Consider the following 22,962-nt stretch of genomic DNA (forward strand, 5'->3'; position numbering starts at 1 on the left):
CGGGATGACGAGAGAGCTTCGCTCTCTCGAACCAAGCGAGATATCCGCGCTCTCCGCACCGCCCGCTCACGACACAGCCGTTCGCTTCGAGGCGCGAGCGCCTCGCACCGCGCGGATAGTGCCCGCTCAGGCGACCAGGCAAGCGCGAGCGCGCCTCGCCCTTTCAGTCCGCCAGGACAGCACAGCACGGCACCCCAGACCGCCCCGCACAGCACCGCAGACGGCCACGAGCCTCCCCAGCCGATTCGCGACACGCGAGTCGCGAATCCCTCGCGCGGTGTCGTCGCGCGCATGAACGCGCGCTCCAGCGCGCGCCGACCGCACCGTGACGGTCGGTCCGTCCACGGCTCGGGGGCTTCGCCGACGACAAAAGACCTATTCGACGGTCGGACCCAGGTGGGGTATGAGCGACATCGACCTGGCGTTCGACGAGAACGAGCGCCTCCCCGCGGTCGCGCAGGACGCCGACTCGGGCGAGGTGCTCATGCTCGCGTACGTCACCCCCGAGGCGGTCGAGCGCACCCGCGAGACGGGGCTGGCCCACTACTACTCGCGCAGCCGCGAGGAGCTCTGGCAGAAGGGCGGCTCCAGCGGCCACGTCCAGGAGATCGAGGAGATCCGCGTCGACTGCGACGGCGACGCCCTCCTGTATCTCGTCGACCAGACGGGCGGGGCCTGCCACACCGGCTACGAGTCGTGTTTCTACCGCACGGTCGACGGCGAGACCGTCGGCGAACAGGTCTTCGACCCCGACGAAGTCTACGAGTGAGATGAGCGACGCCGCCCAGTCCCCGGCCGACGACCCCCGCGCCGTCGCCGACGACCTCGTCGCCGACCTGCGGGAGGCTCGCGACGCCCTCCAGCGCGCCCGCGAGCGCGTCGACGAGGTCGGGGAGTCCGAACTCCGGACCGTCGCCGACACGTACGACGACCTCACCCGGCTCTTCGACCGCTACGAGGAGGAGGTGACCGGCGACGGCGACTTCAAGACGTTCATCGAGTTCCAGAGCCAGATCGCCGCCGTCGTCGAGGAGATGCCCGACGACATCCGCCACCAGGAGGTCTTCGAGGAGGTCGACGACCTGCTCCAGCAGCGCCGGCTCACCGACTCGGACTGGGCGAAGGTCCGCTCGGCGCTGGAGCCCGTCCGCGAGGACGTGCGCCGGATCGACGAGCGCGACGAGGCCCGCGAGCGCTACGAGGACGCCCGGTTCGCCGTCGAGCGCCGCCTTGACGACTTCGCGGACCGGATCGACGACCTGGAGGACCTGCAACGCCTGGGTGACGCCGACCTCGACGCCCCGACCGACCGGCTGCGCGACCCCATCGAGACCTACAACGACCGCGTCCGCGACGCGTTCGCCGACTTCCGCTCGTCGGCGAGCGCCCGCGAGTTCCTGGCGTTCGTCGCGAAGACCGGGGCGTACCCGCTCGTGCCCTTCGAGTCGCCGCCCGCGGACCTCCGGGAGTACGTCGAGAGCCACGCCGCCGGCGAGGAGTCGGTCGGGCAACTGCTGGAGTACGCGGAGTACTCGCAGTCGAAACTCGACCACTACGTCGACGACCCGGCGGCGCTGAAGCGCAACGTCTCGACGCAGCGGACGTACCTGCGGCGGCTGGACGCCGAGCCGCTGACCGTCGACTGGCCCCCGGTCGAGGCCGAGACGCTCCGGTTCCGGGCGCGAGAGCTGACCAGCGTCGTCGCGCGGTTCGCCGACCGCGTCGAGGACGGGGAGGACGCGCTGGTCGCGCTGCGGGATGTGCGGGACTTGCCCCGAGAGACGGACTACGAGCGCCTCCGGAACAGCGCGCAGGCCCGCGCCCAGCTGGGGCCCGAGGAGCGCGAGCGACTGGCGAGCGGGGAGGTGGCCGACGAACTGGCGGCCTGTCGCGACGCGACGGAACAGCTGGAACGGGTGCTCGACGAGTACCCACGGCTTTGAGTCGTGAGACGCGGAGTTCTCGGTGGGTGTTCCGTCGTTAGTACGGCGACCGTCTCGACTGCAACCGCAGCAAACAGCGTGAAAGCCCCCGGCCGCTGCGGGAACCCGGCCGACGCAAGCACTGCAACGAGCGGAGCGAGTGAAGCGCGCAGCGAGCCCCGGAACCGCAGCGGCCGGCCCCTTTCATTCCCGCCCGCACAGACTGGCCGGTCAGCCGAAACGGGCGGGAATGAAAGGGGCGACGCGCTCGACGAAGGCCGGCGACGCAAGGACCGCAGGCCGAAGGCCGAGGACCGCAGCGAGACGCCCGAGTCGAGCGCGTCGGGGCTTTCACGCCGTTCTGCGCTACGATACTGCTGGCAGTCGCGGTAGCGGTCAGACCGGAAACCTCGGATCCCCTTACTCGCGTTCCTCGGGCGTGTAGGTCTCGACCTCCAGCGCGTGGATGTCCGTGGTCATGCGGTCGCCCAGCGCGTCGTAGACCATCTGATGCCGATCCACGAGCGATTCGTCGGCGAAGGCTGGCGAGACGACGGTTGCGGCGAGGTGGTCGTCGTCGTCGGCGCCGCGGGCCCGGGAGACGGTGGCGTCGGCGTCGGGGATCGACTCCTCGATGAGCGCCTCGATGTCGGCGAGATCCATGCCCGGAGCGAGGCGGGCGAGCGGAAAAACGCTTGTCACTGTCCCCGCTCGGGAGACGGGAGATTCATACGCTCGCGCGGCCTCGCTCCGCGTGGCGGCGATGACGAATGGTTACCCCTCCGAGCCCCTTGTGACGACACGGGACTCCGAGCCGCCACGTCTCCGACCGGCGAGCCGACGGTCGCTGCTCCGGACGACCACCCCACTATGTCGGTATACATTCCTTCCCACCGTGTGGAGACATCCGAACCGATGACAGCGCCACCCGACGGCCGTCGGAAGGGGACGACCCCGACAACCACCGGACGGGTCGTCCCGTGCCCGGACTGTGACGGGGCAACGGGGGTCCCGCTCCCGGCCGGAAGCACGGTCGCCGACGGCGCGGACCCGGTCGACGGGTCGTCGCCGACGCTGTGTCCGAGTTGCGGGCTGCGGTTCGAGGTCGAGTACCTGCTGTCGGGGTCGTAGTGACCGAGACGTTCGGTCGCTCGGCCGGTCTACACAAGCACGTCGACCTCGTAGCCTTCCTCGCGCAACGCTTCCAGCAGCGCGTCTGCGTGGTCGGGCCCCTTCGTCTCCAGGTCCAGTTCCACCTCGGCGGCGTTCATGGCCACGTCCTTGCCGGCGCGGTCGTGCTCGATGGCGTGGATGTTCGCGCGTGCGTCGCTGATGACCTCGACGAGCCGTTCGAGTTCGCCCGGGCGGTCCTTGAGCGTGGTCCGTATCCGGAGATAGCGGCCGGTCTCGACGAGCCCGCGCATGATGACCGTGGTGAGGACGTTCAGGTCGATGTTGCCCCCGCAGAGACAGGGGACGATCACCTCGTCGTCGTCGTAGTCGAACTTCCCTTCGAGCAGGGCCGCCAGCGGCACCGCGCCGGCGCCCTCGACGAGGGTCTTGCCCCGCTCCAGCAGCGTGGTGAGCGCGACGGCGGTCTCGTCGTCGGTGACGGTGACGACCTCGTCGACGCGCTCGCGGATCACCTCGAAGGTGCGCTCGCCGACCTTGCGGGTGGCGATGCCGTCGGCGATGGTGTCGACGCTGTCGCGCTCGACGATCCGGCCCTTCTGCAGGGAGTCGGCGACGCTGGAGGCTCCCTCGGCCTGGACGCCGACGACCCGGGCGTCGGGATTTTTCGCCTTGACCGCGGTGGCGATGCCGCTGATGAGGCCGCCGCCGCCGATGGGGACGACGAGCGTCTCGACCTCGGGGAGGTCTTCGAGGATCTCCAGGCCGATGGTACCCTGGCCGGCCATCACCATCGGGTCGTCGAAGGCGTGGACGTAGACGCGGCCCTCGTCGCGCTCGATCTCGTGGGCCCGCTGGGCCGCCTCGTCGTAGTCCGCGCCGTGGAGGACGACCTCCGCGCCGTAGTTGCGGGTGGCCTTGACCTTCGAGACGGGGGCGTGCTCGGGCATCACGATCTTCGAGTCGACGCCGATGCGGGTGGCCGCGAGCGCGACGCCCTGGGCGTGGTTGCCGGCCGAGGCGGTGACGACGCCGGCGTCCTGCTCGTCGTCGGAGAGCGTCGCGATCTTGTTGGTCGCGCCGCGGATCTTGAACGAGCCGGTCCGCTGGAACGTCTCCAGTTTCAGGTGCACGTCGGCGCCGGTCATGGCCGAGAACGTGTGCGAGTAGTCCAGCGGCGTGTGCCGGGCGGTCGCCGCGACCCGCTCGCGCGCGTCGAGCACGTCCGCGAGTTCGATCATACCACAGCTACCGCTCGACGGGAGTTAGATGTGGGGGAAAGAGCGTGTGACACCGCCGACTACCGCGCGATGGTACTTGAACCCGAGCCACCCGGAGTGAAAGTGAAACCGCGGGAATCCGGAGGGGTCGGATCCGTCGCGTCGAGTGCCGCGCTCGCGGCGTCTACTCCAGCCCCCACTCGTCGTGATCCGCGGTCACGTCGGTCGGTTCGTCCCCCTCGTACACGTCGAAATCACCGAACGTGCCGCGCTGCGGTCGGACGACGGCGTCCTCCTCACGGACGTAGGACCGAACGCGCTCGGCGAGCCCCTCCTCGCCGGGCCATTCGGCGGGCGCGTCCAGCCGCTGGGGGTCGCCGACGTAGGTTTCGACGGTCGCGTCCTCGCCGCTCCCGTCGCTGTCCGCTCCCTCGTCCGCCAGCGGTACCGACACGCGGACGTACAGCCCCGAATCGACCCCCTCGTAGCGGTCGAGCGCCGCGATGTCGTCCGTCCGGAGGATCCGGCCCTCGCCGGATCCGCCGGGGGCGAGCGTCGGGTACGCCCCGTCGACGCGGTGGAGCCCGTCCAGCACGGCCGACCCGCGGAACTCGAAGTCGTCGAGGACCGCGCGAGCGCGCTCGGGATCGGTGAGCGTCCCGTAGACGAACACGTCCATGGGCGGGTGGATGGCCGGCGAGCCGTATCGGCGTTGCGGTGGTATGGGCCCCGACGGTCGCGGATCCCACCGACGGCACCGGCCATCGATAGCTTGAATCCGGACGAGTCCGGAGCACGGGCAATGTCGGCGGCGAGCGCCCGCGAGCGCGTGCTGGCGGTCTGGCGGCGAGTCCTCTCGCTGTCGTGGCCGATGATGGTCCAGCACGTCTTCCGCACGCTCATGCGGACGACCGACGTGGTCGTCACCGGACTCTTTTCGCCGGCGGCGGTCGCGGCGGTCGGCCTCGCGGATCTCTACGCCCGCTTCCCGCTGCGGATCGGCCTCGGCCTCGGCAGCGGCGCCATCGCGCTGTCCAGCCAGGACACCGGCGACGCCGCCGTCGAGAACCGCGACCAGGCGGTCACCCAGGCCGTCCTGCTCGGACTGCTCTCGGGGGTCCCCTTCGTCGCCTTCGGATACCTCTTCGGCGAGCAGGCCATCGCGCTGCTCGGCGCGCCCGCGGACGTGGCCTCGATGGGCGGGACCTACCTCGCGATCGTCTTCGCGAGCGCGCCGGCCCGACACGTCGCGCTGGTCGCCGCGCGGGCGCTCCAGGGCACCGGTGACACCCGGACGCCGATGTACGTCGACGTGACCTCCTCGATGCTCAACATCGCGGGCTCGCTCGTGCTGGGGCTCGGGCTGTTCGGCGCGCCCCGGCTCGCCATCGTCGGCGTCGGGATCGCGACCGCGGTCGGCAACGTGTTCACCGCGGGCGTCCTCTCCGTCGCCATCTGGAGCGACCGGACCGAGGCGTCGTTCGCCCGGCCCCGCGACCTCGTCATCGCCAGGCAACTGCTGGCCGTCAGCGCCCCCCGGATCGGGGAGGGGCTGGCGACGACGCTCGCGGAGTTCCCGTTCAACGCGCTGCTGCTGACGTTCGGGACGGACGTGAACGCCGCCTACCAGATCGGCCGGCGGATGTACCAGCAGGTCACCTCGCCGCTGGGGCGGGCCTACCACACCGCCGCCAGCGTCGTCGTCGGGCAGTCGCTGGGCGAGGGCGACGTAGCCGCCGCGCGCTTCCAGGGGTGGGCGACGACCGCCCTCGCGGTCCTGACGATGGGCGCCATCGCTGTCGCGCTCTTTCTCGGCGCCGACTGGCTCGTCTCCCTGTTCACGAGCGACCCGCCGACCGCGGACTATGCGGTCGGGTTCGCCCGTGCGTACGCAATCGCAGTCCCGGCGATCGGCGCCTACCTCGCCATCTCGGGGGCGCTCCAGGGCGGTAGCGACACCCGGACCCCCTTCGTCGCGCGGACGACCGGGATGTTCGGCTTCCTGCTCGGGTTCGGCTACCTCGCCAGCGTGGTCCTCGGGTGGGGCGTTCCCGGCATCTACGCCGCGGTCGTGCTCCAGCAGTTCTGGGCGCTCGCGGTCGTCACCTGGGGGTTCGCCCGCGGCGACTGGGCGGCGAAGGCCGCCGCGATGATGGACGAGCGGGGGAGCGCGAGCGGCGGCGACGGGAGCGCCGAGGCCGACGCGGAGGCGGGCGATTAAGCCGATCCCGTTCCAACTCGCCCCATGGACCTGATATCGGTCGCGGCGGTCGCCGAGAACGGCGTCATCGGCGACGACGACGAGGTGCCCTGGGACCTCCCCGCGGACACGGAGCAGTACCGCGCACGCGTCGCCGGCCACCCGACTATCTACGGGCGGCGCACCTACGAGATGTTCTCGGACCCGCCCGGGTCGGCGTACGTCGTCCTCAGCCGCTCCGAACGGGAGTACGACCGGGAGAACGCGTATCACGCCTCGACCGTCGCGGAGGCCGTCGAGATTCTCGAATCGCTGGGCGCCGAGCGCGCCTACGTGCTGGGGGGAGCCGGCATCTATGCGCTCTTCCAGCCCCACCTCGACCGGATGGTCCTGACACGGGTTCCCGGCGAGTACGAGGGCGACACCTACTACCCCGAGTGGGAGGAGGCCGACTGGCGGCTGGTCGAGACCGACGAGTACGAGCACTTCACCGTCGAGACGTGGGAGCGGTGGGCGGAACCGGGGCGGTAGCGGAGGCGGTGCGGGCAAGCATCCGGCGCGGAGCGCCGGTTCACCGGAATCGAGCGAAGCGAGATTCCGGCTTTTTCACCCATGTTTTTCCCGCCGGGGTTCCCGCAGGCGCGCTCCGCGCGCCGAGGAAACCCCGGTGGGAAAAAGATGGTCTAGTAGCTGTCCACGTCGGTCCCGACCGAACAGACGTACTCGCCGGTGGCGACCTGGGGGAGCCGGCGGGCGCGCCAGAAGACGCCGGAGGAGTCGGCGGTGACGGTCTCCTTGACGCCGCCGAAGGTGTCGGTGACCTCGAAGAGGGTGTCGCCGCGGGAGACCCGCTGGCCGAGTTCCGCCTGCATGGAGACGAGGCCGCCGGCCGGGGCGCCGTACTGCTCGAAGCCGCTGGCGCGGGTCTGCGGCGAGAGGTCCACCGAGCCGTCGGCGAACCCGTAGTACGAGAGGACGTTGAACACGCCCTCGACGCCGGCCTGGATGGACTCCTCGTTCCAGCCCACGCACCCCCCCAACTCGGGGTCGATGGTGGGGATGCCCTCGTCGGGGGCCGCGCGGGCCAGCTGGCCGTCGGGGCCCTTCTGGTCTAAGACGTAGCCGCAGTCGAAGACCTTCGCGAGTTCGAGGCAGGCGTCGTGGAGGCGGTGCCGTGGGCCACAGCGGACGCGGCACTCGTCGATCATCCGGGAGGTCGACCCCTGGTGCAGGTCGAGGATCAGGTCGGCGCGGCGGGCGGCCTCGAAGGTGGCGGCGGCGATGCGTTCGGTGGAGGTGCCCGTCTCGTCGCCGGGGTAGGCGCGGTTGGTCTTGGTGTCGTCGATGGGGTTGCGGTGTTCGGCCACCTGGAAGGCGTGGTAGTTGACGACCCCGACGACGAGGACCGTCCCGGACAGCTCGGCGGGGTCGAGCTGCGGGACGACCCGCTGGACGACGCCGACGCCGTTGAGTTCGTCGCCGTCGCTGGCCGCCTGCACGTAGAGCGTGTCGCCGTCGTCGGCGCCGTTGATGACCGCGACCGGGAGGCCCACCTCGGTCCCGTCCCGCGTCTCGCCGACCGGCAGGCGCCCCGTGTCCGTCTCGCCGGGAGCCGCCTGGGCCGTACCGAGCGTCGTCATTACCATCACTGCGGGACCGCCCGTTCTTTAGCGGTTCGGTGTCTCCCGGCCGCCGGGACCGGTACCGCCGCAGTCACACCGCGGCGCTTCGCGCCGCCCGACCGTCTGTTGCGCCCGCCGATCGACGCGACTTTGCCGGTCGTGACCAAACGGACGGGTATGGCCGGCGACCGACCGGACGGCGACGCCGCTCCGACCGAGGCGGCCGACGCCGTCCCGGCAGAAGCCGCCGACGCGGACAGCGGCAAGGCCGCCTTCGTCGCCGCGCTCCGGGTCCGCCGCAACGCCAAGGTGGGCCTGGCCGCCGGCCTCGCGCTGGCGCTCGCGGCGTTCGTCCTGTTCGTCGCCCTCCCGGGGTCGCGGCGCTCGCCCGCGCTGTACGTCGGCCTCGGGTTCGTCCTCGCGATGTCGACGGCCGGCCTCGTCGCCTTCCTCCTCACGCTGGGTCGCGCCGTCCGCCTCTCGCGGCGGCTGTGACCGCTCTCCCCGACGCGACCGCGCTCGCGCCCGACCGGCCCGACGACCCGCGAATCGCCGGTAAATCGACCCTGAACCGCCCACGTAGCCGGCCCGCGGGGCCGGTCCGACTCGCCGCGACACGGCGTTCGCGAGAATCGAACATCTCCGGCGTCCGTCGCCGGCGAAACGACGATCGACGAACTACGTATCGACGACTGGATCGGCAATTCGCCGGAGGTTGCGGTGCGGAGGGCGGCGATCCGCGCGGGGCGTCGCGGTCGGGGCGGTGTACGTTCGTCCAGCGAGCGTTCGGTGATTCCGTACGCGTCCACCGGAGAACGGTAACCCTTTTGGCCGGTCCAGGCGAACGAGTGGGGTATGACCGACGAGCTACGGAAAGGCCTCGAGGGCGTGCTCGTCGCCGAGTCCGATCTCAGCCAGATCGACGGCGACGAGGGGCGACTCATCTACCGCGGCTACGAGATCGAGGACCTCGCCAGACACGCGAGCTACGAGGAGGTCATCCACCTGCTGTGGCACGGCGAGTTGCCCGACGCCGACCGGCTCGACGCCTTCACCGACTCGATGGTCGCCGAGCGGTCGGTCGACGAGGACGTGCTCGAGACCGTGGGCCAGCTGGCCGCCGCCGACGAGAACCCCATGGCCGCGCTCCGCACGGCGGTCTCGATGCTCTCGGCGTACGACCCCGACGCCGGCGAGCCCGCCACCGACCGCGAGGCGACGCTCCGCAAGGGCCGGCGCATCACCGCCAAGATCCCCACGATTCTCGCCGCTTTCACGCGGATGCGCGACGGCGACGACCCCGTCGAGCCCCGCGAGGACCTGGGCCACGCCGCCAACTTCCTCTACATGCTCAACGGCGAGGAGCCCGACGACGTGCTCGCCGAGACCTTCGACATGGCGCTGGTCCTCCACGCCGACCACGGGTTCAACGCCTCGACGTTCTCCGCCATCACCACCGCCTCGACGCTCTCGGACCTGCACAGCTCCGTCACCTCGGCCATCGGCACGCTCAAGGGCCCGCTGCACGGCGGCGCCAACCAGGACGTGATGGAGATGCTCAAGGAGGTCGACGAGAGTGACCGCGACCCCGTCGCGTGGGTCGAGAAGGCCCTCGAAGACGGCCGGCGCATCGCCGGGTTCGGCCACCGCGTCTACAACGTCAAGGACCCCCGCGCCAAGATCCTCGGCGAGCGCTCCCAGGAACTCGGCGAGGCCGCCGGCACCCCCAAGTGGTACGAGTACTCCACGAAGATCGAGCAGTTCATGGCCGAGGAGAAGGGACTGGCGCCCAACGTCGACTTCTACTCGGCGTCGACGTACTACCAGATGGGCATCCCCGTCGACATCTACACCCCCATCTTCGCGATGAGCCGCGCCGCCGGCTGGATCGCCCACGCCGCCGAGTACGTCGAGGACAATCGCCTGATCCGCCCCCGTGCGCGGTACACCGGGCCCGAGGACCGGGCGTTCCCGGACATCGACGAGCGGTAACGCGGTCCGCCCCCCGGTAGCCGCACGCGCCGCCGCGTCACTCGAACGCGAACGTCCCGTTCTCCTGGACGACCTCGCCGTCCACTTCGATCCGCGAGTCCTCGCTCGTGTCGACCAGCAGGTCCGCGTGGACGGCGCTCTCGTTCAGTTCCCGGTCGTCTGGGACGCACTCGGCCATCGCGTCCCCGAGGGCGACGTGGACGGTGTCCCCCATCTTCTCGTCGAACAGGAGGTTGTTGGTGAACCGGTCGATGTCGCGGTTCATCCCGATCCCCAGTTCGCCCAGCCGGCGGGCCCCGTCGTCGGTGTCCAGCAGGGCCGTCAGCGCCGCCTCGTTGCGCTCGGCGGCGTGGTCGACGACCTCGCCGTCCTCGAAGGTGAGACGGGCGCCCCGGATCTCCCGGCCGCCGCGAACGACCGGGAGGTCGAACGTGATCGTCCCATCGGCGGAGTCGACGACGGGGACGGTCGCGACCTCGCCGCCGGGCATGTTGTCCTCGCCGGCGTCGTTGAACGCCCCCATCCCGTCGACCGAGAGGCGGAGGTCGGTGTCGTCGCCGGAGACGATCCGGACCGTCTCGGCGGGTTCGAGCACGTCGACGAGTCGCTCCTGGAAGGCGCGCTGGGCGTCCCAGTCGCGGTCGACGGCGTCGTAGACGAACTCCTCCCACGCCCGCGTCGGTAGATCCGCCCGCTGTGCGTCCGCGGCGGTCGGATACTGGGTGATCACCCAGCGCGTTTCGAGGCGCTCGTCGAGGACCGGTCGCTTCGCCCGGCGGAGCGCCGCGCGCGTCTCCGGGTCGACGTCGCTCCCCGCGGCGTCGTTCTCGGCGCCCTTGATCAGGATGACGACGTCGGTCTCCGCCATCGCCGCCAGCCGGTGGTCGGCGGTCCGGACGTCGTCGGGATCGATCGCCCGTCCATAGGCGCGGGTGGCTCGGGGATGACGCCACTCGGTCGTCGGGCGAGCACCGCGGTCCCCGATCCGCTCGTAGAGCGCTTCGACGAGGTCGGCGGCCGGGGTCGGAGCCCGGATCAGCACGTCGTCGTCGGCCGATACGTCGGTGCAGTAGTCGGTTAGGATCCCGGCGTGGCGCCTGACGCGGTCGTCCATGGCAGCGGACCCACGGGCGGGTCCGACATGAACCTCCGCCGGCCGGAGCGAAAGTAAAGCCCGAGCGGGCCGACGAGCGGCCGCCGGGCCGAGAGCGGGGCCGGACCGTCACCTACTGGTCGGGCCGGCCCGAACGGCCGGTATGCTCACCTGCGGCGACTGCGGCCGCGAGTACGACGACGGCGCCGACGCCCCGTGGCGCTGCGACTGCGGGGGCGCACTGGACTACGCCGACCGGCCGCTCCCCGACGCCGACCACCCCCCCGACCACCTCGACCGCGACCGCGGCCTCTGGGCGTTCGAACCGTTCCTCGATACCGAACGCGCGGTCACGCTGGGCGAAGGGTGGACGCCGGTCGTCGACGCGCCCGCGTGGGACGCCGATTTCAAGCTCGAATCGGTGTTCCCGACGGGGAGTTTCAAGGACCGCGGCGCGGCGCTGACGATATCGCGGGCGGCACAGGTCGGCGTCGACCGGGTGCTCGAAGACTCCTCGGGCAACGCCGGCCTCGCCATCGCCACCTACGCCGCCCGCGCGGGTATCGACGCCGAGATCTACGTCCCGGCCGAGGCCAAACCCGGCAAGCTCCGGGCCATCGAGCGGACCGGCGCCGACGTGGTCCGCGTCGAGGGGACCCGGGGCGACGTGACCGACGTCTGCGTCGAAGCCGTCGAACGCGGGGAGGGCTGGTACGCCAGCCACGCCTGGAACCCCGCCTTCTTCCGCGGGACGGCGACGTTCGCGCTCGAACTCGCCGCCCAGCGCGACTGGGAACTCCCGGACGCCGTCGTCACCCCGCTGGGCCACGGGACGCTCTTCCTCGGCGCCTACCGCGGCTTCCGGGCGCTGCGGGCGGCCGGCTGGACCGACGGGATGCCGCGGCTCCTCGGCGCGCAGGCGACCGGGGCGGCGCCGGTCGCCGACGCGCTCGGCCGGGGCGCGCCCGACAACGCGCCCTCGAACACCGCCGCGGACGGCATCCAGATCCGCGAGCCCGCCCGGCTGGACGGGATCCTGGCGGCCGTCGAGGAGACGGACGGCGACGCTGTCGCGGTCGGCCCCGAGGCCACCGAGCGCGAACACGACCGCCTCGCCCGGGCGGGCTTCCACGTGGAGCCGACCTGCGCGACCGCCACGGCGGCGCTCGCCGACTACCGCGAGCGTGGCGTCGTCGGCCCCGACGACGACGTGGTCGTCGCGCTCACCGGGACGGGGCTCAAGGGATGACCAAACGCCGAGCCGACTACTGCCCGTACTGCGGGACCGCGCTGGGGACGACGGTCTTCGAGGGCCGGGACCGGCGGTTCTGTCCGGAGTGCGAGGAGATAATCTTCCAGAACCCGACGCCCGGGGGGAGCGTCGTCGTCCTCGACAGCGGGGGACGGAGTCCCTCGGGCAGTGCGGCGAAGCCACAGGACGGCGACGCGGCGCTCCTGATCGAGCGCGCCAACGAACCCCACCGGGGTGCCTGGGCGGTCCCCGGCGGGATCCTCGAAGTCGACGAGTCCGCCCGCGTCGGCGCCGCGCGCGAACTCGAAGAGGAGACGGGCATCGCAGTCGACCCCGACGCCCTCGAACTCGTCCGCACCGGCTTCGACATCGACGACCCGGCCGACGGCTCCTACCTCTCTATCTGTTTCGCGGTCGAGCGGGCCGAGACGACGGGATCGATCGACCCCGGTCCGGAGGCCGCCGACGCGCGCTGGTGGCCGTTCGCGGAGCTGTCGACGACCGACGCCCGTATCCGGTCGGTCGACCGCCGGCGGGTCGAGGCCGCCGTCGACCGATTGCGGGACGACTCGGCCCGCTCCGGCGGCTGATTAGCGCCACAGCTCCCGCTCGACGACGGCGTCGGTGTCGACCGACAGCCGGGTCTCGGCGACGCCGTCGTACTCCGGGGCGGCGGAGTAGCAGATGTAGCGCTCGCTGTCGTCGCTGCGCGTGCGGACGACCGCCGGGAGCACGTCGTCGGGTGCGGCCGTCGGTGGCGGCGGCGGCCCGACGACGACCCGGCCCCGTTGCGGTTCCGAGCGTTCTTCTCGCATGGCCCGGCCTACGCCGTCACCGATCATTGTTACGGGTCAGTTACCCGCGATCAGGGGCGTATAACCGCTGATTCGGTCGTCCCTACCGGACTGGAGTCGCCCGGTCTCGCCGGGGTTCGATCGGGTCGACAGCCCGCTCCGGACCGACACCGTTTCGGCGCTGGCCCACGCTCGCTCGCCCATGACCGGAAGCGTCCACCACACCGGGACGACCGTCGCCGACCTGGACCGGGCCGTCGAATTCTACACCGAGGTCTTCGACCTCGAACTGCTCGCCGAGTTCGAGTCCTCCGGCGAGAACTTCTCGCGGGGCGTCGGCGTCGAGAACGCGACCGGCCGGTTCGCCCACCTCGACGGCGACGGCACCCGCGTCGAACTCGTCGAGTACGAGCCGTCGGGCGGTGAGGCGGTCGCCGACTCGGCCAACGACCGCGGCGCCAAACACCTCGGGTTCGGCGTCGACGACGTGGAGGGCTTCTACGAGGACCTGCCCGACGACGTGGAGACGGTCAGCGAACCCCAGACCTCCAGCACCGGCACGACCATCCTCTTCCTCCGGGACCCCGAGGGCAACCTGGTCGAGGTCCTCGACGCGTAGCCGCGGCCGCCCCGTTCGGTCCGCCGCGTTCCGGTCGGGAGGGCGGCGCGGACCCGCCCGTCGCAAGAGGTATCCACGAGGGGACCCAGACCACGGGTATGACGTTCGAACCCGACGAGGGCCTCCCGCAGGACGAGGTCGACGAGCGCGTCGACGAGGCCATCGAGGACAACGAAGTGGTACTGTTCATGAAGGGCACGGAGATCATGCCCCAGTGCGGCTACTCCGACCGCGCGCTGACGCTGCTCAAGCAGTACCGCGACGATATCGAGGTCGTCGACACGCTGGAGTCGCTCGACGAGTTCCGCGCCGCGCTCGAACGCCACAGCGGCCGCGAGACCATCCCCCAGACGTTCGTCGACGGCGAGTTCGTCGGCGGCAGCGACATCCTCAAACAGCTCGACGAGCGGGGCGACCTCGAACCGAAGCTGACCGCCTGAGCCCGTTCGCTCCGCCCGGGCGCCACGGAGTTTAAGCCGCTCGCGGTCGCCCGTTCGGGTATGAAGCGCATCGTCAGCACCGACGCGGCGCCCGCGGCCGTGGGCGCGTACAGCCAGGCGACCGAGACCGACGATCTGGTCTTCACGGCGGGCCAGATCCCGCTCACACCGGACGGCGAACTCCTCGACGACGCCGCCATCGACGTACAGACTCGGCAGGCGCTGGAGAACGTCGAGGCTGTCCTCGACGAGGCGGGCGCCGAGATGACCGACGTGCTGAAGGTGACGGTCTACCTCGACGACATCGACGACTTCGACGAGATGAACGACACCTACGAGACGTTCTTCGACGACGAACCGCCCGCCCGCAGCGCCGTCGGCGTCGAGGAACTCCCGAAGGGCGTCGGCGTCGAGATCGAGGCCATCGCGACGAAGTGATGACCGACGCGCCGAGCGACGGTCGCGCGCCAGACCACGATTCGGGAGCCGACCGCGACCCGCTGGTCGCCCCCGCGACGAAGTCGAGCGTGCTGTGGGGACTGGTCGGCGGCCTCTCCTTTCTCGTGCTCGCGCAGGGCTACGAACTCCTCGGCGACCTGGGCGTCGGGTTCGCGCCGAAACTCGGGGTCGCCGCGGTCGTCGCCGTCGGCGCCGCGACGGCGACCCACCTCACCCGGGACCGGCTGCCGACCGAGAACGAAAGCCCTTAACCACCCGACTGCGGTATCTCAAGGTGAGCCAGGATGGCCGAACGGTAAGGCGCACGCCTGGAAAGCGTGTTCCCTTTGGGATTCTGGGTTCAAATCCCAGTCCTGGCGCTTCTGACGCGAATAACTTCGGCGAGCACCTCGTGTGCTCGCCATCGTGAGCGTTCGAACCCTCCCCGGCAGGTCTCTCCCGCGTACATAGTCCCGCCGTCTGCCGTTCGGGCGAGAGCGCCACACCGGGAGGTTTCACCGCGCCCCGCGAGACCGCGTCAGCAAGACCCGGACAGCTCGCGGAAACGCGGTTCCGTCGCTCCAAGTATTTATACGGTTTCGGGACCGACACGTATCCATGAGCGTGGAGATCAGGGGGTTCGAAGAACTCGCCGACGAACTCGACCGGCTACAGGACCGCACGGAGGCCGTCGACGGCGAGACCGCCGTTTCGTTCGCAGAACTGTTCCCGGAGGACTTCATGCAGACGCACACGGAGTTCGAGTCGATCCGGCAGTTTTTCGAAGCGAGTCCCTGGACTGTCGAGAGCGAGGCGGACTTCGACCGGATTCCCGGGGAACAGTTCGATGCGTACGTCGACGAACACACCGGGTTCAACTCGTGGGAAGCCATGCTTTCGGCCGCGGCCCGGGAGTGGATCGGACGAGAGCTGGCGGCCTAATCGGTCCCATCTCCTCGTTCTTCATCGAGGTCCCGTCGTCCCTCTCGCTTCTCTCCGTCTCGTTCGGCGTCGTCGGTTGTTCGGCGCTCACTTCCGTCCGCGGTCGATCCGTCCGCTCGGTCCGTTCGAGCACCGTCTCCGGTCGGATCGATCCCGTGTAGATGGACGTCGATATCGTGGTTCTCACCCTTGATCTCGAACGTGCGCGCCGGGCTATCCGACGATGTCCCGTCATCTCTGGCGTTGCGCACTGCGAGGAGAAACGAGCCGAGAGTCGCGATGGCGAGAAGGGTCCGCCAGAGCGTCCGGAGAACGCCGGTAACGTCGCCGAGATCCGGACTCGTGACGACGACGCGGACCTCGACCAGCAAACTCGCGACGAGCAGGGCGACACCGACGAGCCCACCCAGTAGTAGCACACGCGGCGAAATCCGCCGCGGATCGGCCCAGGTACCCGCAATCACAGTACCGAACAGTGGTCTTCCGACCCCGTATAAACGTTCGCTCCAAGCCTCTCTCGGGGCAGAGTGGCCGGCGGCGGTCCGCTCACTCCGCGAACGTCGCGGTCCGCCCGATGTCCAGCCGCAGGAAGACCGGCAGCGTCGCGGCGGCGACGACGATCTCCAGGCCGCCGGCGACGAGGAACGCCTCGGGGTAGCCGTAGGCGCCGGCGACGCTCCCGCCGACGACGACGCCGGCCAGGAAGCCCAGGCTGCCGAAGATGTTGAACCCGGCCATGGCGACGCCGCGCTCGGTGTCGGCGGCCAGGTCGGTCACGAGCGCCATCGTCGCCGGCGACATCAGCGCGCCCAGGATACCGACGGCGAGCATCCCGGCGCCGGCGAGCGCGACGGTCGGCGCGCGGCCGACGCCGATCACGACCAGGCCGTAACACGCCGACCCGGCGACGATGGGTACCGTCCGTCCCACCTTGTCCGAGAGGATACCCATCGGGTACTGCAGGAGGGCGAAGGGGGCAAAAAAGAGGGCGAGCATCAGCCCGGTGGCGCCGGGGCCGAGGCCGAACGCCGACCGGAAGTAGAGGGTGCCGACCAGGGCGAAGAAGCCGGCGGTCAGCCGGTCGAGAAAGCCGAAGGCGTAGGGGACGGCCAGCGTCGGCGTCCCGCGGAGGCTCGCGAGCGCGCGGGCAAGCGAGTCGCGCTCGCCGTCGGGCGCGCGGTCGTCGACCGCCAGCGCGAGGACCGCGACGCCCGCCAGCAGCGCGCTCGCGAGATAGAGCGGGACGAACGGGCCGACCTCGTAGAGCTGGCCGCCGAGGGGGGCGCCCAGCGCGGTGCCGCCGCCGATGGCCGCGCCGGCGGCGGCCATGTTCCGGCCGTGGCCGCCCTCCAGGTCCATCAGCATCGTCATCGCCAGCGAGAAGGCGCCGATGGTGGCGGCGCCCTGGGCCGCGCGGACGACCAGCACCCCCTCGAAGGAGAGGCTGGTGAACCCCGGGAGGACGGCGAGCGCGAGATAGCCCGCCGAGCCCCCGAGCGCGCCGGCGGCGATAAAGGGTGTCCGCCGGCCGGCGCGGTCGCTGGCGGCGCCCCAGACGCCGGCGAAGGCGACGAACGCCGCGAACTCCGCCGCGAGGAACCACATGCTCGCGTCCAGGTCCGTCGTCGCGCCGAGCGCCCCGACCAGCCGGTCGACGCCGGGGTACAGCAGCACCTGCGCGAGCAGGACGGCGAAGACCATCGCCGCGAGCCAGGCGCGGTCGCGCGAGCCCGTCATCTACCGTACGGAAGGGACCAGTGGGATATCCTACTGTCGGAACCGATGCGACGGGACGGTCGCATCGGACGCCGGCCCCGATCAGAACGGCGCGCGCGACCCGTCGCGGCCCGCCGACCCCGGGACGGCGTCGTCGTCGAACCCGTCGCCGGGCGTTCCGGCGTCGCCTCCGTCGTCGGGATCGGGCAACTCGCCGGTCTCGACGAACGTCGCCTCCAGGTCCCGGAGCGCGGCGTTGATCTGGCTCGCGCGCTGGTGCATCGGCGCGACGCGGACCCGCACGAGGTCGAACTCGTGGCGGTCGGCCAGGCCGTTCCAGGCGCGCAACGAGCCCCTGGTGAGCGTGTCGCTCTGCGGGCAGAAGGCGGTCGTCGGCGTGAACTCCGCGCGCAGGACGCGGGCCGACCCGCTGTCGTCTCCGCGCGACCAGTCGGGCGTCGGCAGGTCGTCGTCGACTGCCCCGGCCCGCTCGACGGCGTAGCGGTACCCCGCGTCGGGGTGGCGCTGGTCGTTGTTCAGCCGCGCGAGGTTGTAGCCGAAGGTCATGTCGTAGACCGCCCGCTCCTCGAACAGCTCGCGCGCCAGCCGGTGGACCGCGAGGTGCTCGCGGCCGTCGAGCACGTCGTGGTCGGCGAGGAAGTCGCCGGGCGCCGGCGCGTGGTCGGGGACGAACTCGTCGTAGGGGTCGAAGGTGTCGTCGCTCCCGCCGAACGGCGACGGAACGTTGACCATACCGACCGTTGGGTCGCCGTCCCGCTATGTCCCGTCCCGAATACGTTCGGGCCTATACGCGGAGCGAACGGGCGGGCCGACCGACCGCTCGCGGCCGCGCAGTCACTCCGCGACGCTGATGTAGACGTGGAACTCGTCGTCGGCGACGCGCTCGGTCTCGTGGACGAACCCCCGGTCGTCGAGCACGTCGTACAGCGGCTCCGGCTCGAAGCTGTTGACGAGTTCGAGCGTCCCATCCGCCGGCAGGTCCTCCAGCGCGGCCAAAATGGCGCCGAACGGTTCGCCGTCGATCTCCCGGGCGTCGAGCGTCCGCGTCGCCTCTCCCGATACGTCGGCCATACCCGTAGTTGCGGGTCCGCGGGCGAGCGCGTTGTCCCGAAGACGTTCGGGCGGGTCGTCGCCGCCCGGGGGTCCATCGCGTCGCGCGCCGCGCGGTCCGGGGGCGCGAGCGGCGACCCCGCCGAACCGGTGCGGCGTGACACTGACGTGGCTGGAGCGAGTCCGGGCGGACATGCAGACGGTCACGGTCTCGCGTCGAGTCGACGCCCCGCCCGAGCGCGTGCGCGACGCGATGGACGATCTGGAGGCGTTCATGCTCGCCGCGGGGTTCACCGAGGTGACCGTCGACGGCGACGAGATGCACCTGGAGAACCAGGTCGGGCTCGCGACGGTGACGCTCGACCTGCGTCTGGTCGACACCGGGGCCGACCTGGCCTACGAGCAGGCCGACGGCTTCTTCGAGACCATGGATACCGAGTACCGCGTCGAGGCCGTCGACGGCGGCTCGGAGGTCACGGCGACGACCGACTTCGAACTCGACCTCGCCCTGGTCGGGCAGGTGCTCGACGCCACGGTGATCAAGCGCCAGCGACGCCACGAGCTGGAGTCGCAGTTCGACTGGCTGGAAGAGAAGTTCGCGGGATAGGCCGGCCCATCGCTACCCCCGGCCGCGAGCCGGGCCTATCGCTCGGGATGGACGGGCGCGTCGAACCCGCCGCGGACGAGTGGTTTCGCGACGTGTCGGCGGGCACACGGGGGCACCTCGTACCACCCGAGTTCCAGGTCCCGCTCGACGGGGACCTCGACCTTGCCGCCGGCGCTCGTTCCGCAGTCCCGGCAGCGGTAGCCCTGGCCGGCGCCCGCAGACCCCATCGAACGGCCGCACTCCGGACACTCCGGGTTCGCCGGTTCCGTCCGCACGAGATCACGGACCGCGAACTTCTCCAGTTTCAGCGTCCCGTCGCTTAGCTCGCCGCAGACGGTCAGTCGGTCGCCGGGGCGCAGCGCCCGCACGCGGTCGCGGAACCGCTTCGTGGGTTCGAAGGCGGCGACCGCCGCCGTCTCGCCGTCGTCGCTCCGCAGGGCGGTGAACACGTGGCCGCCCTCCCGGGTCTCCGGGTCGGCGACGACCTCGCCGTCGACCCGGTAGGCGCGCCCGTCGGCGGCGCTCCCGAACCCGTCGACCGGCCGCAGGTGGGCGTCGGTCCCCTGGTTGGTGACGAACAGCGCCCGGCTCGCCACCGGTTCGCCGTCGATGGCCCTCGCCACGGACCGCACGGTCTCGGGGTCGTCGCCGCGGATCCCGTGGAGGATCGGGCAGGGCGTCCGCGGGACGCAGACGGGGTAGCCTTCGCCCCGGTCCACGGTGTCCCAGGCGTCGGGGTAGGCCCGTTCGGCGGCCTCGAAGACCGACTCGCGGTCCACGTCCCGCTCGGTGCCCCAGCGGTCGCGCTCGCGGTAGGAGATACACTCGCAGGTCCACTCGTCGAACGCGCGCCAGGCGCCCACGGCGGCCAGCGCGCCGACCCGGCCGCGGCCGTTGCCCGCGTGGGCGCTCCGGTAGCCCGCCCGCTCGGCCAGGTCGACCGCGTCGTCGACCGCGTGGTAGTCGCGGACCGCGCCGCGGGCGAACGCGGCCACCTCGTCCGGAACGTCCCCGGGGTCGCCCGGCGCGACGACGACACCCGGGTTCGTCCGCGGGTCCGCGGTCTCGGCCAGGTCGAGGTGGTCGCGCGCGAGTTCGAGCGCGCGGTCGGCGTCGAGGTCGGTGTGGACGGCCAGCGCGGCGTTGCCGCGGGTCTTGTGCTCGACGCCCGGGTTGAGCCGCACGAGCAGGCGCCGCTCGACGGTCCCACCCACGTCTTCGATCCGCTCGGCGAGGGTGGCGGCGACGAAGGTGGTGCACATCCCGCGCTCGCGGGAATCCGTGTCGTCGAGCCCGATGACGGTCACACGGGCCATAACGCGAGGGCGGGCAAACGGGTTTCGACCGGAAAATTCTATATCAATCTATCGGTCGGCGTGAAAAAACGGGAGGCACGGCGGGTCTACGGGGACACAACGCATATATGCGAAGACCTACTTACCTCACACCATGTCACGGTCGGCACTGGTCGGCAACGTCACCGCGATGTTGGAGGACGCGGGCTTCGTGGTGAGCGAGCGCTGCGCCATCCGGCCGAAGAGCTTCGACGTCGCGGCCCGCCGCGGGGAGGAGGTCCTCCTCGTGAAGATCCTCGGCAACATCGACGCGTTCGACGGCCACACCGGCGCCGAGATGCGCCGCCTCGGGAAGTACCTGGGCGCCACGCCGCTGGTCATCGGCCTGCGCACCCGCGACGAGGAGCTCAAACCGGGCGTCACCTACTTCCGCCACGGCGTCCCGGTGCTCTCGCCCGACACCGCCATGGATCTCTTCGTCGAGGAGGTCCCGCCGCTCATCTACGCGGCACCGGGAGGCCTCTACGTCAACATCGACAGCGAGGTGCTCGAAGACGCCCGCGAGGACCGCGACTGGTCGCTGGGGCGACTCGCCAGCGAGCTCGGCGTCTCCCGGCGGACCGTCTCGAAGTACGAGGACGGCATGGACGCCTCCGTCGAGGTGGCCAGCCAGCTACAGGAACTGTTCGACGCGCCGCTCACCTCGCCGGTCGAGGTGCTCGACGGCGCCGAGGAGGTCCGCGAGGACGAGGAGACCCCAGACGACCCCGAGGTCGACCCCGAGGACGAGCCCATCGTCGCCGTCCTCACGCGCGTCGGCTTCGACGTCCACCCCACGGACCGGGCGCCGTTCAAGACCGTCAGCGAGAACGAGCGCCGCGAGGAGGAGATGCTGACCGGCCACTCCGAGCTCACCAAGACCGCCGAGAAGCGCGCCCGCATCATGTCTTCCGTCGGGCGGGTCACCCGGACGCGGTCGGTGTACGTCGTCGAGCGCGCCACCCGCGAGTCAGTCGAGGGCACCGCCATCGTCGAGGAGGCCGAGATGGAGAACATCGAGGAGGCCGACGAACTGCGGGATATCATCCGCGAACGGGCCGACCCCGAGGGCAGTTCCGCGTGACCCCCTCCCGCTCCTGAGGGCGTTCTCTCCCCTCGCTGTCCCGTCTCACAGCATCGACTTCAGCGACCGCGTCGTCACGCCGCACTGGCCCTGGTACTCGCACGGCGAGCACTTCTCGCGGTTCGCGGTCCGGGAGGGCGGGCCGTCGACGGCGTCGGCGGTGCGGACGGCCGACCGGTAGGTCGCCTTCCGGCGCGTCGTGAGCGGCACCTCCCGGACGACGCCGAAGGCGGGGTACTCGGCGAAGGCGGTCTCGACGGTCGTCTCGCGCTCCCAGGCCAGCGCCTTCGCGGCGGCGACCAGCCGGACGGTCTGTGGCTCCCAGACCCCCTGTTCGGGCGGGGAGCCGGCGAACACCAGCGACGGCCGCGGCGGCCCGTCGAGCACCTTGTGCGCGACCCCGCGACACTCCCGCCCCTCCAGCAGCACCTCCCGCCCCGCGGGGTCGACCAGGTCGTCCCAGGCGTCCAGACTCGCCCGCAGGCGGCCGAGCCGCGAGCGGTACTGCGTGGGCGTGATCTCGATCGGCGCGGCCTGGATCTCGGGGTCGGAGTCGAGCAGTTCGGGGTAGCGGAAGGCCAGGTCCCGGCGGGCGCGGACCTCCTGGGGGATATCCTCGTCGGCCGCCGGGTCGCGCCGGCGGTAGTAGAGCTTCCGCGGGCAGTACGCCGCCGTTGCCACGTCGCGGAACGTGTGCATACCCGCCGGTGGTCCCGCTTTCGGTCATAAACCCTCGCAGCCATCTGTTTGCCACCAGTACGAGTCGGGCGCGGGCTGAGGCCCCGATGCCGGAAAAATCGAGGTCGAAGCCGCCACTCAGAACGACACGTCGGTCTCGATGTCCTCGGCGGCCTCGTCGAGGCCGTCCTCCTGGACGCTCTCGGTGAGCTGGCCCGAGATGGCGGCGTCGGTGAGGATCTCGTCGAACTCGGTCTGGTAGCGGTGGTTCGCCGCCCGGGCGGCGTCCTGGGCGTCGACGACGCGGCGGTAGTGGGCCAGCGTCGACTCCTCGACGCCGAACTCCTCGGCGAGGGCGGCGTCGCTCTCCTCGCCACGGCGGCGCAGCTCGCAGATGTCGAACGGGGCCGCCGTGTCCGACTCCCGGAACAGGTGCAGGTCCATGCGTGCGCGGAACACTTCCTCGGTCGAGACGCCCAGGTCCTCGGCGATCGCCTCGTCGGACCCGTCGTCGTAGAACCCCCGGACCAGATCGACGTACGCCTCCGTCTCCAGGTCGGAGTCGAACTCGTAGCGGTCGTCGAGCGCCTCGATTACCCCCCGCAGGCGTTCGCGGATGGTCGACTCGTCGGGCTGGTCCGCGATGGAGCCCCGCTGCTCCGCCTGGGTCTCCGTGACCGTCTCCTCGTCGGAAACGTCCATGAAGATGTCCCGCAGTTCCTCTGTCTTTTCGTCCATCTCCGGACACTCAGTCGAGGGCCGCACACCTAAATAATTGTTGACACCTGCGACGAACGGCTGGTCGAG

General features: G+C 71.0%; 29 protein-coding genes and 1 tRNA gene. 17 read left to right on the top strand and 13 right to left on the bottom strand.

All coding sequences use genetic code 11. The features are described from left to right. Positions 1–403: 403 nt before the first annotated feature. Both hisI and ACMGFG_RS09460 read left to right on the top strand, forming a co-directional pair. Complete coding sequence (gene hisI, locus ACMGFG_RS09455; protein WP_436930095.1) at positions 404–769, top strand: phosphoribosyl-AMP cyclohydrolase; 366 nt, start codon at positions 404–406, stop codon at positions 767–769. A 1-nt stretch (position 770) separates the two neighbouring features. Then, a complete protein-coding gene (locus tag ACMGFG_RS09460; protein ID WP_436930096.1) occupies positions 771–1,943 on the top strand; it encodes a DUF7118 family protein in 1,173 nt (390 codons plus the stop codon). A 399-nt stretch (positions 1,944–2,342) separates the two neighbouring features. On the opposite strand, the gene ACMGFG_RS09465 is transcribed toward ACMGFG_RS09460, so the two are convergent. Then, positions 2,343–2,585, bottom strand: coding sequence for a BolA family protein (locus tag ACMGFG_RS09465; RefSeq protein WP_436930097.1), 243 nt, complete (start codon positions 2,583–2,585; stop codon positions 2,343–2,345). A gap of 252 nt (positions 2,586–2,837) precedes the next feature. Here ACMGFG_RS09465 and ACMGFG_RS09470 point away from each other — a divergent pair, with 252 nt between their 5' ends. Further along, positions 2,838–3,053 (top strand): hypothetical protein, encoded by a 216-nt coding sequence (locus ACMGFG_RS09470; RefSeq protein WP_436930098.1) that lies wholly within the window; start codon positions 2,838–2,840, stop codon positions 3,051–3,053. A 29-nt stretch (positions 3,054–3,082) separates the two neighbouring features. On the opposite strand, the gene ilvA is transcribed toward ACMGFG_RS09470, so the two are convergent. Continuing rightward, a complete protein-coding gene (gene ilvA, locus ACMGFG_RS09475) occupies positions 3,083–4,294 on the bottom strand; it encodes a threonine ammonia-lyase (RefSeq protein WP_436930099.1) in 1,212 nt (403 codons plus the stop codon). 163 nt (positions 4,295–4,457) lie between these two features. Beyond that, complete coding sequence (locus ACMGFG_RS09480; RefSeq protein ID WP_436930100.1) at positions 4,458–4,952, bottom strand: gamma-glutamylcyclotransferase family protein; 495 nt, start codon at positions 4,950–4,952, stop codon at positions 4,458–4,460. A 123-nt stretch (positions 4,953–5,075) separates the two neighbouring features. Here ACMGFG_RS09480 and ACMGFG_RS09485 point away from each other — a divergent pair, with 123 nt between their 5' ends. After that, complete coding sequence (locus ACMGFG_RS09485; protein WP_436930101.1) at positions 5,076–6,494, top strand: MATE family efflux transporter; 1,419 nt, start codon at positions 5,076–5,078, stop codon at positions 6,492–6,494. 24 nt (positions 6,495–6,518) lie between these two features. Beyond that, positions 6,519–7,004: a dihydrofolate reductase gene (locus ACMGFG_RS09490; protein WP_436930102.1), complete on the top strand. Its 486-nt coding sequence runs from the start codon at positions 6,519–6,521 to the stop codon at positions 7,002–7,004. 152 nt (positions 7,005–7,156) lie between these two features. Here ACMGFG_RS09490 and ACMGFG_RS09495 read toward each other — a convergent pair whose 3' ends face one another. Further along, complete coding sequence (locus tag ACMGFG_RS09495; RefSeq protein WP_436930103.1) at positions 7,157–8,113, bottom strand: succinylglutamate desuccinylase/aspartoacylase family protein; 957 nt, start codon at positions 8,111–8,113, stop codon at positions 7,157–7,159. A gap of 159 nt (positions 8,114–8,272) precedes the next feature. Between ACMGFG_RS09495 and ACMGFG_RS09500 the strand changes: the two genes are divergently transcribed. After that, on the top strand, positions 8,273–8,590 hold the full coding sequence (locus ACMGFG_RS09500; protein WP_436930104.1) for a DUF7536 family protein: 318 nt from the start codon (positions 8,273–8,275) through the stop codon (positions 8,588–8,590). 360 nt (positions 8,591–8,950) lie between these two features. Continuing rightward, positions 8,951–10,087, top strand: a complete 1,137-nt coding sequence (gene citZ / locus ACMGFG_RS09505; protein ID WP_436930105.1) for a citrate synthase — start codon at positions 8,951–8,953, stop codon at positions 10,085–10,087. Between the two features lie 37 nt (positions 10,088–10,124). Here citZ and ACMGFG_RS09510 read toward each other — a convergent pair whose 3' ends face one another. Further along, complete coding sequence (locus tag ACMGFG_RS09510; protein ID WP_436930106.1) at positions 10,125–11,201, bottom strand: aminopeptidase; 1,077 nt, start codon at positions 11,199–11,201, stop codon at positions 10,125–10,127. 142 nt (positions 11,202–11,343) lie between these two features. Here ACMGFG_RS09510 and ACMGFG_RS09515 point away from each other — a divergent pair, with 142 nt between their 5' ends. Both ACMGFG_RS09515 and ACMGFG_RS09520 read left to right on the top strand, forming a co-directional pair. Continuing rightward, on the top strand, positions 11,344–12,429 hold the full coding sequence (locus ACMGFG_RS09515) for a pyridoxal-phosphate dependent enzyme (protein ID WP_436930107.1): 1,086 nt from the start codon (positions 11,344–11,346) through the stop codon (positions 12,427–12,429). Next, positions 12,426–13,022, top strand: a complete 597-nt coding sequence (locus ACMGFG_RS09520; protein WP_436930108.1) for an NUDIX hydrolase — start codon at positions 12,426–12,428, stop codon at positions 13,020–13,022. The genes ACMGFG_RS09515 and ACMGFG_RS09520 overlap by 4 nt, the downstream gene beginning before the upstream one ends. Here ACMGFG_RS09520 and ACMGFG_RS09525 read toward each other — a convergent pair whose 3' ends face one another. Continuing rightward, complete coding sequence (locus tag ACMGFG_RS09525) at positions 13,023–13,247, bottom strand: hypothetical protein (protein ID WP_436930109.1); 225 nt, start codon at positions 13,245–13,247, stop codon at positions 13,023–13,025. It lies immediately after the preceding gene. Between the two features lie 181 nt (positions 13,248–13,428). Here ACMGFG_RS09525 and ACMGFG_RS09530 point away from each other — a divergent pair, with 181 nt between their 5' ends. From ACMGFG_RS09530 to ACMGFG_RS09555, 6 genes are all read left to right on the top strand, one after another. Continuing rightward, positions 13,429–13,845, top strand: coding sequence for a VOC family protein (locus ACMGFG_RS09530; RefSeq protein ID WP_436930110.1), 417 nt, complete (start codon positions 13,429–13,431; stop codon positions 13,843–13,845). A 98-nt stretch (positions 13,846–13,943) separates the two neighbouring features. Next, on the top strand, positions 13,944–14,285 hold the full coding sequence (locus ACMGFG_RS09535; protein ID WP_436930111.1) for a glutaredoxin family protein: 342 nt from the start codon (positions 13,944–13,946) through the stop codon (positions 14,283–14,285). Positions 14,286–14,345: 60 nt separating this feature from the next. After that, positions 14,346–14,723: a Rid family detoxifying hydrolase gene (locus ACMGFG_RS09540; RefSeq protein WP_436930112.1), complete on the top strand. Its 378-nt coding sequence runs from the start codon at positions 14,346–14,348 to the stop codon at positions 14,721–14,723. Further along, positions 14,723–14,995 (top strand): DUF7981 family protein, encoded by a 273-nt coding sequence (locus tag ACMGFG_RS09545; protein ID WP_436930113.1) that lies wholly within the window; start codon positions 14,723–14,725, stop codon positions 14,993–14,995. The genes ACMGFG_RS09540 and ACMGFG_RS09545 overlap by 1 nt, the downstream gene beginning before the upstream one ends. Positions 14,996–15,022: 27 nt before the next feature. Next, positions 15,023–15,103, top strand: a tRNA-Ser gene (locus ACMGFG_RS09550). 238 nt (positions 15,104–15,341) lie between these two features. Further along, on the top strand, positions 15,342–15,665 hold the full coding sequence (locus tag ACMGFG_RS09555) for a hypothetical protein (RefSeq protein WP_436930114.1): 324 nt from the start codon (positions 15,342–15,344) through the stop codon (positions 15,663–15,665). Here ACMGFG_RS09555 and ACMGFG_RS09560 read toward each other — a convergent pair. From ACMGFG_RS09560 to ACMGFG_RS09575, 4 genes are all read right to left on the bottom strand, one after another. Then, on the bottom strand, positions 15,662–16,129 hold the full coding sequence (locus ACMGFG_RS09560; protein WP_436930115.1) for a hypothetical protein: 468 nt from the start codon (positions 16,127–16,129) through the stop codon (positions 15,662–15,664). The genes ACMGFG_RS09555 and ACMGFG_RS09560 overlap by 4 nt on opposite strands. A gap of 82 nt (positions 16,130–16,211) precedes the next feature. Continuing rightward, complete coding sequence (locus tag ACMGFG_RS09565; protein ID WP_436930116.1) at positions 16,212–17,402, bottom strand: MFS transporter; 1,191 nt, start codon at positions 17,400–17,402, stop codon at positions 16,212–16,214. Positions 17,403–17,483: 81 nt separating this feature from the next. Continuing rightward, complete coding sequence (locus ACMGFG_RS09570; RefSeq protein ID WP_436930117.1) at positions 17,484–18,134, bottom strand: DUF7998 family protein; 651 nt, start codon at positions 18,132–18,134, stop codon at positions 17,484–17,486. Positions 18,135–18,236: 102 nt separating this feature from the next. Further along, a complete protein-coding gene (locus ACMGFG_RS09575) occupies positions 18,237–18,473 on the bottom strand; it encodes a DUF2249 domain-containing protein (protein ID WP_436930118.1) in 237 nt (78 codons plus the stop codon). Between the two features lie 172 nt (positions 18,474–18,645). Here ACMGFG_RS09575 and ACMGFG_RS09580 point away from each other — a divergent pair, with 172 nt between their 5' ends. Next, positions 18,646–19,059 (top strand): SRPBCC family protein, encoded by a 414-nt coding sequence (locus ACMGFG_RS09580; RefSeq protein WP_436930119.1) that lies wholly within the window; start codon positions 18,646–18,648, stop codon positions 19,057–19,059. A gap of 35 nt (positions 19,060–19,094) precedes the next feature. Here ACMGFG_RS09580 and ACMGFG_RS09585 read toward each other — a convergent pair whose 3' ends face one another. Further along, on the bottom strand, positions 19,095–20,366 hold the full coding sequence (locus ACMGFG_RS09585) for a TiaS agmantine-binding domain-containing protein (RefSeq protein WP_436930120.1): 1,272 nt from the start codon (positions 20,364–20,366) through the stop codon (positions 19,095–19,097). Positions 20,367–20,508: 142 nt separating this feature from the next. On the opposite strand from ACMGFG_RS09585, the gene ACMGFG_RS09590 reads away from it, so the two are divergent. Continuing rightward, the gene (locus tag ACMGFG_RS09590; protein ID WP_436930121.1) at positions 20,509–21,477 is read left to right on the top strand and encodes a transcriptional regulator; all 969 of its coding nucleotides are present in this window, start codon (positions 20,509–20,511) and stop codon (positions 21,475–21,477) included. A gap of 45 nt (positions 21,478–21,522) precedes the next feature. Here ACMGFG_RS09590 and ACMGFG_RS09595 read toward each other — a convergent pair whose 3' ends face one another. Together ACMGFG_RS09595 and ACMGFG_RS09600 are read right to left on the bottom strand one after the other, a co-directional pair. After that, positions 21,523–22,176 (bottom strand): CRISPR-associated protein Cas4, encoded by a 654-nt coding sequence (locus tag ACMGFG_RS09595; RefSeq protein ID WP_436930122.1) that lies wholly within the window; start codon positions 22,174–22,176, stop codon positions 21,523–21,525. A gap of 117 nt (positions 22,177–22,293) precedes the next feature. Beyond that, on the bottom strand, positions 22,294–22,893 hold the full coding sequence (locus ACMGFG_RS09600) for a conditioned medium-induced protein 4 (protein ID WP_436930123.1): 600 nt from the start codon (positions 22,891–22,893) through the stop codon (positions 22,294–22,296). Positions 22,894–22,962 lie beyond the last annotated feature (69 nt).

It is taken from the genome of Halosimplex halobium, from assembly GCF_051414055.1.
GTDB classification, from domain to species: domain Archaea; phylum Halobacteriota; class Halobacteria; order Halobacteriales; family Haloarculaceae; genus Halosimplex; species Halosimplex halobium.

Excerpts from the sequence above, each read along its gene's own strand:
- ACMGFG_RS09465 (WP_436930097.1), bottom strand. The coding sequence starts at position 2,585 with ATGGATCTCGCCGACATCGAGGCGCTCATCGAGGAGTCGATCCCCGAC.
- ACMGFG_RS09590 (WP_436930121.1), top strand. The coding sequence starts at position 20,509 with ATGTCACGGTCGGCACTGGTCGGCAACGTCACCGCGATGTTGGAGGAC.
- ACMGFG_RS09470 (WP_436930098.1), top strand. The coding sequence starts at position 2,838 with ATGACAGCGCCACCCGACGGCCGTCGGAAGGGGACGACCCCGACAACC.
- ACMGFG_RS09580 (WP_436930119.1), top strand. The coding sequence starts at position 18,646 with ATGCAGACGGTCACGGTCTCGCGTCGAGTCGACGCCCCGCCCGAGCGC.
- ACMGFG_RS09570 (WP_436930117.1), bottom strand. The coding sequence starts at position 18,134 with ATGGTCAACGTTCCGTCGCCGTTCGGCGGGAGCGACGACACCTTCGAC.
- ACMGFG_RS09510 (WP_436930106.1), bottom strand. The coding sequence starts at position 11,201 with ATGGACGACCGCGTCAGGCGCCACGCCGGGATCCTAACCGACTACTGC.
- ACMGFG_RS09535 (WP_436930111.1), top strand. The coding sequence starts at position 13,944 with ATGACGTTCGAACCCGACGAGGGCCTCCCGCAGGACGAGGTCGACGAG.
- ACMGFG_RS09540 (WP_436930112.1), top strand. The coding sequence starts at position 14,346 with ATGAAGCGCATCGTCAGCACCGACGCGGCGCCCGCGGCCGTGGGCGCG.
- ACMGFG_RS09495 (WP_436930103.1), bottom strand. The coding sequence starts at position 8,113 with ATGACGACGCTCGGTACGGCCCAGGCGGCTCCCGGCGAGACGGACACG.
- ACMGFG_RS09515 (WP_436930107.1), top strand. The coding sequence starts at position 11,344 with ATGCTCACCTGCGGCGACTGCGGCCGCGAGTACGACGACGGCGCCGAC.
- ACMGFG_RS09530 (WP_436930110.1), top strand. The coding sequence starts at position 13,429 with ATGACCGGAAGCGTCCACCACACCGGGACGACCGTCGCCGACCTGGAC.
- ACMGFG_RS09545 (WP_436930113.1), top strand. The coding sequence starts at position 14,723 with ATGACCGACGCGCCGAGCGACGGTCGCGCGCCAGACCACGATTCGGGA.
- ilvA (WP_436930099.1), bottom strand. The coding sequence starts at position 4,294 with ATGATCGAACTCGCGGACGTGCTCGACGCGCGCGAGCGGGTCGCGGCG.
- ACMGFG_RS09500 (WP_436930104.1), top strand. The coding sequence starts at position 8,273 with ATGGCCGGCGACCGACCGGACGGCGACGCCGCTCCGACCGAGGCGGCC.
- ACMGFG_RS09575 (WP_436930118.1), bottom strand. The coding sequence starts at position 18,473 with ATGGCCGACGTATCGGGAGAGGCGACGCGGACGCTCGACGCCCGGGAG.
- ACMGFG_RS09485 (WP_436930101.1), top strand. The coding sequence starts at position 5,076 with ATGTCGGCGGCGAGCGCCCGCGAGCGCGTGCTGGCGGTCTGGCGGCGA.
- ACMGFG_RS09565 (WP_436930116.1), bottom strand. The coding sequence starts at position 17,402 with ATGACGGGCTCGCGCGACCGCGCCTGGCTCGCGGCGATGGTCTTCGCC.
- ACMGFG_RS09525 (WP_436930109.1), bottom strand. The coding sequence starts at position 13,247 with ATGCGAGAAGAACGCTCGGAACCGCAACGGGGCCGGGTCGTCGTCGGG.
- ACMGFG_RS09490 (WP_436930102.1), top strand. The coding sequence starts at position 6,519 with ATGGACCTGATATCGGTCGCGGCGGTCGCCGAGAACGGCGTCATCGGC.
- ACMGFG_RS09460 (WP_436930096.1), top strand. The coding sequence starts at position 771 with ATGAGCGACGCCGCCCAGTCCCCGGCCGACGACCCCCGCGCCGTCGCC.
- ACMGFG_RS09520 (WP_436930108.1), top strand. The coding sequence starts at position 12,426 with ATGACCAAACGCCGAGCCGACTACTGCCCGTACTGCGGGACCGCGCTG.
- hisI (WP_436930095.1), top strand. The coding sequence starts at position 404 with ATGAGCGACATCGACCTGGCGTTCGACGAGAACGAGCGCCTCCCCGCG.
- citZ (WP_436930105.1), top strand. The coding sequence starts at position 8,951 with ATGACCGACGAGCTACGGAAAGGCCTCGAGGGCGTGCTCGTCGCCGAG.
- ACMGFG_RS09595 (WP_436930122.1), bottom strand. The coding sequence starts at position 22,176 with ATGCACACGTTCCGCGACGTGGCAACGGCGGCGTACTGCCCGCGGAAG.
- ACMGFG_RS09600 (WP_436930123.1), bottom strand. The coding sequence starts at position 22,893 with ATGGACGAAAAGACAGAGGAACTGCGGGACATCTTCATGGACGTTTCC.
- ACMGFG_RS09480 (WP_436930100.1), bottom strand. The coding sequence starts at position 4,952 with ATGGACGTGTTCGTCTACGGGACGCTCACCGATCCCGAGCGCGCTCGC.
- ACMGFG_RS09555 (WP_436930114.1), top strand. The coding sequence starts at position 15,342 with ATGAGCGTGGAGATCAGGGGGTTCGAAGAACTCGCCGACGAACTCGAC.